Source organism: Brucella sp. MAB-22 (assembly GCF_025908475.1).
GTDB classification, from domain to species: domain Bacteria; phylum Pseudomonadota; class Alphaproteobacteria; order Rhizobiales; family Rhizobiaceae; genus Brucella; species Brucella anthropi.
Window position 1 is genome coordinate 2,263,219 of the sequence record NZ_CP109782.1, and the last position, 13,691, is coordinate 2,276,909.

Below are 13,691 nucleotides of genomic sequence, written 5' to 3' on the forward strand. Positions count from 1 at the left end.
GGCCTGGGTCTTACCACTTCAACTTGAAGCCGACGGTTGCCTTAAGAGCATAGCTGTCAGCGAAGTGATTGAGTGAGGTGTTGATCGAGCCCTCACCATAGACGGCGTATTTCTGGTCCGCCCAGGCATAGGTGCCACCGGCACCGATGCCTGCCCAAGTCTTGTCGTTGTCGGTGTCGATATCAACACCGGCCACGTTGATCCGCATTCCGCCAAGGAAGGACTGGTAAAGATTGGCGACACCATAGACCGAAGTGTTGACCATGAGGCCGTCTTCACCCGTCCAGTCGTTGCGGTAGTTTGCAGCAAGGCCAAGACGCGCCGTCAGGCTGTTGGAATTGTCGAGACCAACCCGGTTACCCATAATGTCCTGGAAAGCGTCCGCATCCAGCGACGACCACATCAGCTGCGCCTGCGGCGTCAGCGACCAATGATCATCGATGGCGACACGCTGGCCTGCTTCCACACTCATGGCATAACCGAAGGCCTTCGCGCCGGTAGCTAGTGCCGAATTCATGTCATCGGAAGACAGGTCATTATCGAACCAGGTAAGCTGGCCCTGCGTGTCTACATAGAAGCCATTGTTGCCATACCAGGTCGCTGTTGCACCAAGGCTCCAGGCACGCGTGTCGGTATAGCCGTCACCGAAGAACGAGCTGGTATTGCCATGGGCCGTACCGTACTGCCCGGTGATGCCAGCAACCAGTTTTCCGTTGTCATCCTCGTAGAACTGACCGTCAACGCCTGCCTGCATGATGAAGGTATTGATGTCCTGCTTCATGCCGGTGACGCTTTGCGGTTCAAGCCGGTTATGCGCTCCTTCGATACGCGCCCAGATGCCATTTCCGTCGACCATGGCGCCGTTCGTCTGGCCGTCGCCATTCTCGCCCGTCCAGTACCGGTTGCCCACACGTTCCTGCAAGGTCGGCAACTTGTTCAAGGCCTGCATGTTCTGGCCGTACCCCTGATAGACCGGCACGCCAGCGCCATAACGGGGACCATTGTTGTCTGGGTTGTTTGGTTCCGTATCACCGTAACGGCTCACGAGATACCAGTTACCATCCTTGTTACCGCTGCCCGATCCTTGCTGCAGTGTATAGGCATAGGCGCCAGCCCAGATAGCCTTCTTGTTATCCTTGGTTGTGTAATCGCTGACAAGCGAGAAGGTACCATTGGACTGCCCGGCAACATCGACAACTTCGATACCGTTGACGGTCTGGCCACCAAGCCCACCACGATTGACCACTTGCAGATTGGTAGTGCCTGAGGTGTCACCGGCAACCTTCAATCTGTCGGTCTTGGAGTTATCGTCACCAAGCACCGTATTGATGACGAGGGTGCCATTGGAGCCGGTGTAGTTACCAGCTACCGTCAAAGTGGTTCCGGCTGTCATGTCACTCAGAGTAACAGTGCCACCGTTGTCGAGGGAGGCCACAGTCGTGTCATACCCCCCAAGATCCAGCGTCCCGTTCCGCGTCGTCGTATAGGCCGATGCCGAACTGAATGCACCCTGGCTTCCCTGAGCCAGCGTCCCCTGCTTGACAAGCGTTGCACCGGTATACTGGTTGGAACCAGTGAGCGTCAGGTCAGCCGCACCGGATTTGGTGAAGCTGCCAGTGCCGGACAATACGCCGCTATAGGTCGAGTCCGCAGCTTCATTGACGGTGAAGGTTCCTGAGCCAATGTTGACCGTTCCGGCCCCACTGAGACCGCCAACCGTGTTGCTGGTACTTCCGAGATCTACTTTGCCATTATCCCCGACAGTCAGGACACCGGTGCCGAAAGCATTGTCACTGCCCGCCTTTACGGTACCGCTGTTGACCGTCAGCCCGCCGCTGAAGCTGTTGTTTCCGCTCAACGTCAGAATTGTATTCGCACCGTCCTGAGTGACCTTGCCACCGCCGGCAATATTTCCGGCGAAATTGTAGTCACTCCCCTGCTTGAAGGACAACGTTCCCTCTCCGTTAACATCATTGGCAACTGTCACGTCACCTTTTATGTCACCCGAGTTGGTTCCGTCACCAAGCTGGAGCACACCGTTGCTGACGGTTGTTCCGCCGGTATAGGTGTTCTGTCCGGTAAGGATCAGTTTACCGAGTTCGGTTTTATCGAGACCCTGGTTGCCGGTGAGCACAGAGCCGATGGTTGCAGTCATCGCGGCACCATCGACGGTTCCGTCACCGACCGCCACGATAGGCGCTCCTGTCGTGCTCGTAAGGTTAAGAGAGCCGCCATTGATCACATAACCATCGACAACGAAGCGCATGCCGGCCGCATTAACCTGTCCAGCAGCGTCATCGACAGTGACATTACCCTTTTTGCCACCGAAGAAAGCGAATGAGCCATCATCGAAAGACGCAAGCACACTGGCCTTATCGTCGGACCAGTTTTTATTGGTCGCGCTCCAGGTGCCATCACCTCCGACAATCTTGTTATTCTCGATATCGGCGATAGTCCCTTCCCCGTTCCAGTACTGAACCTTTGCGCCATAGGTGTTCACGATATAGACTGAGCCAGTATAGGCGGTCACGACCGACATACGGTCCTTCGCCGCCTGTCCTCCCGGTACGATACCGAACGAAAGGCCATCATCCGTCAGTGTGCCATCATAGGTGAACAGTTTGTAGGTCCCTGGACCGAAACCGCCAGTATCGACCACATTGAGGGTACCATCCATCGTCAGACTGCCATCCACATGGAAAGCAGCCTGCTGGGACACGCTGCCCCACTGGACGCTGGTTGTGCTATTAGCGGCGAGGGTCAGATCACCTCCGATAGTCAGCGTCTGCCCGCCTTTACCGTAGAGAGTTCCGCTTGCCACATCGACATTGCCGTCGATCTTGCCAGCACCGCCAACTCCGGCTGTGCTGTTGACGAGATTTACATTGCCGCCCAGTTCATTGTCGACCTGCAGATAGCCGTTGTTGACAGACGCGGTCCCGGTAGCGGCACTTGCGTCACCGTTGATGATCAGCTTGCCGCTTCCATCCTTCGACCAATCCGTGGTTCCGGTCATATTGCCAGCCAATGTCAGGTCGGCATCGTTCTGGAATGTCGCTCCGGCATCGCCAACAACCACATCACGGTCCATCGTGAACTGCGCGGTATTCTGCAACGTGCCATTCTTGATTGTCAGGGAACCGCTTGTATTACCCATATTGGCATCAGCCGAAACCGCCAGCGTTCCGCTGTTGATTGTGGTGCCACCGCTATAGGTGTTGGTACCTTTCAATGTCAGCGTGTCACTGCCGGACTGTTCAACACTGCCAAAACCGCTGATCGTTCCCGAAAAATTCGGATTGCTCGACATGTCGAAGACAAGCGTGCCTTTGTTGTTAGCATCCGCGCCGGTATTGACATTGCCCAGGATTTTTCCGGTTGTCCCGCCATTACCAAGCTGGAGCGTGCCGCCAGCTATTGTTGTATCGCCAACATAAGTGTTGTCCTTGGCCAGAACCAGTGTTCCAGCTCCGCTCTTCGTCAGGCCGCCATTACCTGAGACAACGCCGTCAACAATCGTGTCATTGACCGTGTCATCCGTTTCGATCGTACCGTTGCCTGCTCCGAGAGCAAAGGCGCGGGCACTGGCAAAGCCTTGACTGTATTTGAGAGTCCCACCGTCAATACTAACCTGACCGCTAACATTGCCGAGGTTGTTCTCGTTGCTTACTGAAAGCGTTCCGGCCGTGATCGATGTGCCGCCGCTGTAAGTGTTGTTCCCAGTGAGGATCGTTTCGCCGGTACCCTTCTGCGCAAACTGACCGGCCCCTGAGATCACGCCACCGAAGGTAAATGTTCCAGTTTTGTTAATAGCGAATGTTGCTATCTGCGGCCCTTGGGCATCGACGGAAATTCCATCAGCTTCATTGATCGTGCCGCCGTCGCCGAGTTCAAGCGAACCCTGCAGAACATCCGTTCCACCAGTATAGGTGTTGGCACCTGTTAGAACCAGAGTGCCATAATCGGTTTTCTGCAGGCCTTCCGTACCAGCAATCGGCGCTGCGATCGTGGCCGTCATGGCCTTCCCGGCATCGGTTGTATCCCCTACACGAATGATGGGTTTATCAGTTGAGGGAGTGTTTGGGTCATGAGCCAGTGTGATGGGATTGTTACCGGTCAGACTATATCCGTCCGCTTGGAACGCCATACCGGACGCTTGAATACCCGTATCAACGGCTACTGTTCCAGCCGGCCCGTTAAAGAGAGCAAACTCATAGTTGTTCCAGAGACCTGTAATGCCTAGATCGTTTGAGTCATGCCAGCTCGGATCAGTCTGGTTCCAAGTGCCGTCGCCACCCTTCCAGGTATTCAGAACAACACCAGCAGAGTTCATAATGTTTATTTGCTTGTTAACATCATCATAGACAATATAGGCATCAGATGATTGGCCGCCCGGTACGGTACCTATCTTCAAGTTTGCGGGATCGGTTCCGGTAGCTGTGCCCTGATAATCAAACAGGCGATAGGCTCCGGGGCCGAAACCGCCAAAATCCTGAATATTCACGGTACTGCCTTGGAAGCTCAGCGCACCTTGAACATTAAACAGACCTGTGCTGTTCGGAGCTCCGTAAGCAACCTGTATCGTGCTGCCTGCCTGCATAGTCAGGCTACCACCGAAGGTCAGTGTCGCGCCATCCTGGCCCTTCAGCATTCCGGCAACCGTGGTATTGCCTCCGATTGTGCCGCTACCACCAAGGGTTCCACCGGCTGCCACACTCATTGATGATGCTGCGCTGCCAAGGGTGCCATTCACATAGAGACTTCCTGCGGTGACATTCGTTGTTCCTTCGAAGGCACTGCTATCAGCCGTGAACGTCGACGATCCCTGCCCGTTCTGCTCCAGAATGCCGCTACCGCTTAAGACATCATCAAAATTAATGTTGGTATCTGCAGCAGCATCAAAAGCGAGCGTGCCATCGTTCAACACATCGCCTGCGAGAGAACCATTATTCGTTCCATCACCGATCTGTAACTTTCCACCACTATCGATGGTCGTACCGCCGTCGATAACCGCAGAACCTGTCAGAATCGTCGTGCCTGCACCAGTCTGCTCCAGTTTTCCGCTTCCGGCGATATCACCTCCATAGGTCAGTGTGTCCCGGTTGAAGATCAGAGTGCCATTGTTCTCGATATTGCCAGCAATAGTACCACTCAGACCGTCATCGCTGCCGATCTGCAATGTTCCCTGCTCAATGGACGTTCCGCCACTATAGGTATTGGTTCCCGAAAACGTAAGCTTGCCTAGGCCAATTTTAGTCAGTCCGCCCGTACCGGTAATATCGCCCGACAGCTCTGGACTGGTCAGCAAGGTGTCGATTGTGCCACCCCCGGCCTGGAGGGTAACATCGCGATCCGACTTGAAACCGCTGCCAGTGATCTGAAGCTCGCCACCATTGAAGGAGAGTTTGCTCGATGCATCGCCCAGATTGTCATCGCTGCCAACCTGCAGCACACCGTCATTTATAGATGTATTGCCCTTATAGGTGTTGACGCCGTCAAATACCAGCGTGCCTTCACCCGTCTTCGTGAGGCCGCCATCGCCGCTGATCACCTTGCTGATCGTCGATGTTCCCTCATCAGTCTGGATCGTCGCATCCCCGTTCAGCGTGAAGGTGCGGTCCATTGTAACGCCATTTGCCAACTCAAGCGTGGTGCCACCAGCCATGGTGACGGAACCACTCGCCTCGCCAAGATTGGCATCGGCACTGATCTGCAGAATACCGCCGTTGATCGTCGTGCCGCCAGCATAGGTGTTGGTCCCCGACAGCGTAAGCAAGCCGCTACCTGTCTTCGTCAGACCACCGGTACCGGATACAACAGCAGCAAGCGTGTTGCTGTTCGTTCCGGTGTCGACAACACCACCACCATTGAGAGTAACAGCGTGGCTGAACGCAAAAGAATTTGTCAGCTTAAGGGTCGCACCGTTGGCGATACTTAGCGCACCGGTGCCCAGATTGTCGTCTTCGCTGATAGCAAGTGTTCCAGCCGTGATCGAGGTGCCGCCACTATAGGCGTTTTGACCGGAAAGGGTGATGGTGGTACCCGCTCCCGATTGAACGACCGACCCCGTTCCGGAAATGACCCCGGTAAACTCCTGATCTGCACTGCTGCTAAATTCGAGAGTACCATCATTGGTCACATCACCTGTTATCCAGCCAGCACCGCTGAGACGAAGCGTACCCTCCTTGATGAAGGTATTGCCGCTGTAGGAATTGCCGGCATTTGTCAAAACCAGTGTTCCAGTGCCGTCTTTCGTCAATTCGCCAGTGCCGGAGAGAATACCACCAAGTGTGCCCGTATTGCCCTGGGTGTCGATCAGACCTCCCGCATCGTTGATTGTCATGGCTCTTGCAGTCGTGACATCAGCGGACAACTGTAGTGTTCCACCGTTGAAAGTGACCGCACCGCTGGTTGCACCAAGATTTTCATCTTTGCTGATCTGAACGATACCGCCGTCAAGGAACGTGCCTTTGTAGGTATTGGTCCCTGCAAGAACGAGTGTACCCACGCCGGACTTGTGCAATTCACCACCACCGACGACACCGCTCAGTGTGCTGGTACCCGCCATGGTATCAATAGTGGAACCCGTCGTTCCCAGCGTAATGCCTCTGGCGCTCGTCACGCCCTGGCTGAACTGCAGTTCGGCTTCACCGTCAATCGTGACGGCTCCCGTAGCTATACCAAGATTGGTATCGTCCGAAATCTGCAGGATACCCGCCTTGATATCGGTTCCACCTTGATAGTCATTTGTTCCGCTAAGAACCAGGGTACCCGTTCCAGCCTTGTTCAACGCACCGGTTCCGGTCAGCTTGCCGGTGAGTGTGTTGACGCCATCATCAAAAACATCAATCGTGCTATTGGCATTGGTGAGTTTGATGCCACGCGTGGTATCAAAACTTTCATCCAGACGCAGGGTCGCATCACCGATGATAATGCTGTTGCTGACATCCTGGCCAAAGTTCGCATCTTCAAAAACCGCCAGCGTACCGCCATCAATTTCGGTATCGCCGGTATAGGTGTTGATGCCGGTCAGGGTAAGTGTGCCGGAACCTGTCTTGGTAAGGTTACCTCCGTCGATCACGCCTGAAATCGAATTGTCATGTCCATTCGTATCAATTGTTGCCCCGGTGCCGTCAAGCGTCAGATCATGCGTCATGATGAAATCATCACCAAACTGCAACGTCGCATCCTTGACATACAAATGACTATCGGGATTTCCCAGATTGCTATTATCGCTGATCTGCAAGGTGCCAGCATTCACATGCAAATTGCCGGTGAACGTATTGTCACCGCCCAGAACAAGCGTTCCCGTGCCCGACTTGTTGAATTGCCCGGTGCCATCAATGACACCTGTAATCGTATCGTTGTAAGTGCCTGTATCGATGGTACCGCCAGAGGCGCCAATCGAATAACCTCGCGTCGATGACAGATCAGCAGCAAACTGAAGTGCACCGCCATCGATATCGACGACGCCTGCAACATTGCCAAGATTATTGTCGGCTGCAACGATCAGGCTGCCGCCCAGAATATCCGTGCCGCCACTATAGCTATTGGCTCCGGCAAGCGTCGTCGCGCCAGTGCCCTTCTGAACCAGCGTTCCGCGACCATCAATTATGTTGCCCAGCGTGAAATTGTCGGAACGATCGATCGCCAGAACTGGAATATATTCCTCATCTGATTTTCCCAACGTGATGCCGCCGGTGACGCTGCCGGTCGTTCCGCCGTCCCCAAGCTGAAGCGTACCAGCCTGAACGGTGGTCTGGCCCGTGTAATCATTGGTTGCAGTGAGTATCAGGGTACCAAGATCGGTTTTTTCCATACCGTCTGTACCGGATAGTACCGCGTTAATGGTAGCCGAGAAGTCTGACGATCCGGCATCACCCACACGTATGATAGGCGCATCTGTAGAACCACTTGCTAGCGTCAGTGGATCCCCGTTAATTATATAACCATCAGTATAAAAATTCATACCTGCAGTAGTAACCGGACCGCTAACCGTAACCGTACCGGCTTGGCCGCTAAACATCGCATATTGAGTAGCAACCCAACTTGCATGCAGACCGCCATCTACATCTGTCCAGTTTGTTGTCGCCGCGTCCCAGGTACCGTCGCCCCCCGTCAGTGATGAACCCGCGCTGGTTACAGAACCATCCCAATATCCGAGATCCATTCCTTGACTATTTGTGAGATAGAAATCATTGCCATCGCTATGGAGATCAATATCTCCAGCAACTACACCTTGTGGAAGAGTGCCTACTTGCAATGTACCAGAAACCGTTCCGCCAAAATGGAACAGGTTGTACTGACCCGGGCCAAAACCACCGAGAGAACTGATGTTCACTGTATTGTTGTTTAAGTTCAGATTGCCACCAACATTGAACAGCGTACCCGCACTGGCATCGAATGCACCGTAGGACACATTCAGCACACCTCCCGAAGCAAGCGTCAGGTTGCTTCCGAAGTTAAGGGTTGAACCTTGTGCTCCTATAAGTATGCCACCGCTGTTGATCGTCGTATCGCCGCCGATAGTACCTTCACTACCATTACCGCTAAGCGATGCACCGCTCGCAACCGTAACAGTTCCAGTACCAAGCTTCCCGTCGACGACAAGCCCCCCTGCGCTCACCGTCGTGGCACCGGAGAAGGCCGAGTTGTCTCCGCTTACAGTGAGGCTGCCCGTGCCCTGCTTTTCCAGCGTACCAGTGCCGCTGAGAACATGGGTGAAATCAATATTATTGCTGCGATCGACAATCAATTTACTGTTGTTGACGATATCGCCATTGATAGAGCCAGTGCCGCCGCCATTGCCGATCTGAAGCGTACCTGCCGAGATGGTGGTCGTACCTGCATAGTCATTGTTGCCGGTGACTGTCAGCTTGCCCGCACCGCGTTTTTCAAATGTACCCGAGCCACTGATCTTCTTGTCATAAGAAAGATCGTCCGAACGGTCCACGATAAGCGCCGCATTGTTTACAATATCGCTGTTGAGTTTTCCGCTGGTGCCGCCGGCGCCAAGCTGAAGCGTACCGCTGTCAATCGTCGTAAGACCAGTATAGGTGCTATCACCCGTCAGAATGAGCGTGCCCGTACCAATTTGCTTCAACGAACCTGTGCCGGTGATTGTGCCAGAGTACGTGTAGGAATCGGAACGATTGAACGCCAGAGTGCCGCTATTGGTGACACTACCAGATATGGCACCGGCAGCAGTGCCGTTACCGACCTGCAACACACCACGCTCAATCACTGTATCGCCGGTATAGGTATTTGCACCAGTCAGAATCGTAGTGCCAGTGCCGCTTTGTTTCAGTACACCGGAACCACTGACCACCCCTGAGAATGTACTTGAGTCACTGCGGTTGAACGCCAGTGTTGCGTTGTTGACAACATTTCCCGTAATCGATCCAGCAGCCGCCCCGCTACCAAGCTGCAATGTACCTGCGGAAATTGTCGTGCCACCACTGTAAGTATTGGCGCCCGTCAGAACCAGCGTTCCGCTACCCGTTTTGGTCAACTTGCCTGCGCCGCTTACAACACCACTGAGCGTATCCGCATCAGTGCCCGTATCGATTGTGCCGTTCTTGTTGGTAATACTGAATGCACGCCCGGACGTGATCGTACCTGCAAGGCTGAGCGTGCCGCCATCCAGTGTCACGTTGCCGGTTGTCGCACCAAGCTTGGCATCGCTGGCGACCTGCAGTGTGCCACCGCTGATGGTCGTCCCGCCGGAATAGCTGTTCGTACCGTCGAGAATGAGCGTACCGGTTCCACTCTTGACCACCGAGCCAGTACCGCTGATGCTACCGGAATAGGTCTTGTTGTCGCTGCGGTTAAAGTTCAATGCACCGTTGTTCGTGACCGCGTTGCTGGCAAGCCAGCCAGTCGTACCGCCATTGCCGACTTGCAAGGTTCCGACGGAAATCGTTGTTGCGCCCGTATAGGTGCTGTCGCCCGTAAGCGTCAGCGTTCCGGCACCCAACTTGGTGAGACTACCGCCGCCACTGATCACGCCAACATAGGACAGACTGTCGGAACGATTAAAAACCACCGAGGCGCTGTTGGCTATATTGCCTGCTATCGAACCTTTTGTGGTGCCATCACCGATCTGCAACACGCCTGCGGTAACCGTTGTCAACCCCGTCGCGCTGTCAGCGCCGGTCAGAATCATCGTGCCCGCGCCCGTCTTCGTCAGCTTGCCGGTGCCACTGATTGCGCCTGAAAAAGTGCTGTCGCCAGTGACCGTTTCGATCGTGCCGCCGCCAACACCAAGCGTCACAGCGCGCGCATTATCGAAGGCAGACGAAAGACGCAGCGTGCCGCCGTTAAAATTCAGACCGCCAGAGGTGGCGCCAAGATTGCTATTATTTGCAACCGAAATAACACCAGCGTTAAAATTGGTTCCGCCAGTATAAGTATTAACTCCCGAAAGAGTCAGTGTACCTGCTCCCATCTGCGTGAGCGCACCTGTGCCACCGACAACATTATCGAAGGCTATCACGTCTGATCGATTGAATGCCAGGGTCCCGTTATTGGTCACGCCGCTTGAGGTGGAGATCGACCCGAGCAAGCCACCGTTACCAATCTGAAGCGTGGTATTCGCGTCAATCGTGGTAGCCCCGGTATAAGTGTTGGCTGCCGTCAGAATAAATGTGCCACCTCCGCTCGCCTGCAACGTACCGCCACCGCTCACAACGCCTCCAAGCGTCGTTGTGTCCTTACGGTTGAGGATCAATGAGCCACCGTTCACGATTGCGCTGGTAATCGTACCGGTAGTGCCACCATCACCAATCTGCAAAATACCCGCATCGTTTTTCACCGTGGCCGCAGTAATGTCTCCGGTAAAAACGAACTTGCCTGTTCCCGACTTTTGCAGCACCGAGTTTACTGCACCAGTGACATTCCCCGCAAAAGTCATGTCGTTGTTTCCGGCAAAGTTCAGCGTCTTGCTGCCGAGCGCAATCGTGCCGCCTCCCGAGACCGTCTTCAGGCTGGCCGTTGAGGCAACCCCGCCCAAATCGAGTGTCGCGCCTGTAGCGATGGTGACGTTAGATGCATTTTCCAGACTGGCGGCGCCGGATAGCGCCAAGGTTCCCTGGCGAATATCCCAGGCATTTGTGCCCGCGATTGCACCCGTCATTGTCCAGGTGCCGGAACCGTCCTTCGCATAGGAGTTAAACCCGATATATTTCGTGCCTAATGTAGTCGCATCAAAGGTACCGTTATTCGTACCGCCCAGCACGAATACATTCCCTGTTGTGCCAGCCTTGACCACAACATTTCCTGTTATGGTCGAACCGTTCCAGATTTCAAAAGTGTTGCCATTACCGACAATATCGACAGCGTTGGCGCCGACACCCGCTCCGCCGTATGAAATCGTACCGGCATTGATCACATGCGCCCCATCTCCCATACGGAGACCATCGCCGTCCGAACCCCTTCCCCCTGTACTCAAGCCACTCACGCCTCCGGCACCGCCCGTGCCACCAGTCAGGGTGCCATAATTTGTCAGGGTCGCGTTCTGATCAATGACTAAGCCGTCGCCACCAGCACCACCGCCTGCGCCATAGGCGCTTGAATTATTCTCGCTCCCTCCGCCTTTTCCACCGGAACCGCCAGTTATAGTCGCGCCCGACCCAACCGTCAGCGTTCCAGCACGGAGAATGGTACCCGCACCTCCACCGCCGCCACTGCCGCCGACACCATAAAAAGCCCCTCCAGTCCCGTTCCCGCCGTCTCCACCTTTAATTGTCGATCCGCTTGCAAGATCAGAAGCTATACTCACACCAAGAAACAGCCCGGAACCACCACCACCGCCGCCGAAGGATGCCGTAGTGGCCGTGCCACCGGCGCCACCTATAACGTTGAGCGGAACCGTCCCAACAGTCGTCGCACCAACGGTACCGCCACTACCGCCGCCACTACTCTGACCAGAGATTGCCCCTTCCCCACCCTGCCCGTCTACGGCCGAGGACCCAGCCGTAAGTCCACCACCACCCCAACCGCCGGTGCCATTGCCGGAACCACCATAGCTTGGCTTACCTCCGGTCTGCCCTCCCGCATTTCCCTGCAGGTCAGCGGCATGCGCGATCATTACCCCGAAATAAAGCGAAACGGGCAAACTGATCGATGCGACCGCAACGGATAACGCGACTGCAGATGCCCCGCGCAGCAGAGTTTGACTAACTCCACTCAGGAGAAATGGGCCAAACTCGTGCCCAATTCCGCGCATCGACATCTCGTTCCGACCTTCCCGAGAAACGCGGGTCTGGGTGTTCTCGTCGTGGAATTTTCCAGCAAAGCAGCAGTCGTTCATGCCGTAAGGCCCCTTGGCAAAAGCGCGTTGCAACGCGCAAAAAAGACATCTCTAATCAACATTATAGTGAAACATCACTTTCCATCTCGTAATAAAAGGTGGAATCAAGGCCACTATTTTTAAAATAATTCCGTTATTTCATCAAAGTATGCTAGCAGTCAATGCCTTAACAAGACGTATAAGCTCTATTATATTTTAGTTATACTTATATAATGCCTAAGTATATTATTATATTCTTTTAAATCGCGCAGATTTTGGGATCAGGGCATATCTCGAAAAGAAAGCATTGCGATCTGAGCAACGCCGCTCATAATTGCAGTGACGGCAGAAAATGTTCGTGATGATTGACCTGTTCGCGCCGGTGCATAGAGTGGCAAATTCCAGCACTGCCAGCCCACACGGAACCCTTGGCGCTCTACGCCGCCGACAAGCTTTCGACCGAAGCGCTTCAAAGTGTGGCCAACTGCTATGCAGATGTGCTGAAAGCACTGGATTGCCACGACGCCTGTTCCCGCAAGTGAGAAAGCAGCTTGGTTCAACAAAAAAGCCCGGCTATGAAGCCGGGCTTTTTGCATCTCGGTAAAACGGTTTCCCGTCCCGACTACTCTTCTTCGTCTTCATCCGGGGTCGAGCTCTTGAGCGAAGAGAGCTTGGCGAAAACCTTGTCCGCATCGAGCTCTTCTTCTGCAGGCTGCTCGTCACGATAATCGAAATTCTCGGTCGCGGAAGCTGGCAGCAAAGTGCTATCCGATTCCGGTGTTGCCGGACGATTGCGGGAGGCGCGTTCGACTTCGATGTCGAGATCGATCTGCGAGCAAAGGCCAAGCGTTACCGGGTCCATCGCCGTCAGATTTGCCGAGTTCCAGTGCGAACGATTGCGAATCTGTTCGATGGTCGACTTGGTCGTACCAATCAGGCGGGAAATCTGCGCATCTTTCAGCTCAGGGTGATTGCGAACCAGCCAGAGAATCGCATTCGGACGATCCTGACGCTTGGAAAGCGGCGTGTAACGCGGGCCCTTGCGCTTGGCTTCCGGAACGCGAACCTTCGGTTCAGAAAGCTTCAGGCGATAGTATGGGTCTTTTTCGCCCTTCGCGATCTCTTCACGCGAAATCTGACCCGTGATGACCGGGTCCAGACCCTTGATGCCCTGCGAAGCTTCACCATCGGCAATAGCCTTCACTTCCAGCGGATGCAGCTTGCAGAAAGCGGCGATCTGGTCAAAAGACAGAGCCGTATTATCGACAAGCCAAACGGCCGTTGCCTTCGGCATAAGAAGCTGGGTGGCCATTAGATATAATCCTTCTGTTCGTCCGCTCCGGTGGCGCGGGACGTGGGCAAAACCACAATTTCCGGGAAATCACGGCCTATATATCGTTTT

2 protein-coding genes are annotated in these 13,691 nt (G+C 54.6%); both read right to left on the reverse strand.

The features are described 5' to 3' along the window. Window positions 1–10 precede the first annotated feature (10 nt). A complete protein-coding gene (locus tag OHI65_RS20540; RefSeq protein WP_125300900.1) occupies window positions 11–12,310 on the reverse strand; it encodes an autotransporter-associated beta strand repeat-containing protein in 12,300 nt (4,099 codons plus the stop codon). A 601-nt stretch (window positions 12,311–12,911) separates the two neighbouring features. Then, the gene (locus tag OHI65_RS20545; protein ID WP_012091312.1) at window positions 12,912–13,601 is read right to left on the reverse strand and encodes a DUF1013 domain-containing protein; all 690 of its coding nucleotides are present in this window, start codon (window positions 13,599–13,601) and stop codon (window positions 12,912–12,914) included. Window positions 13,602–13,691 lie beyond the last annotated feature (90 nt).

Bases quoted from the DNA above. Each gene is read 5' to 3' on its own strand.
- OHI65_RS20545 (WP_012091312.1), bottom strand. From the start codon at position 13,601: ATGGCCACCCAGCTTCTTATGCCGAAGGCAACGGCCGTTTGGCTTGTC.
- OHI65_RS20540 (WP_125300900.1), bottom strand. From the start codon at position 12,310: ATGAACGACTGCTGCTTTGCTGGAAAATTCCACGACGAGAACACCCAG.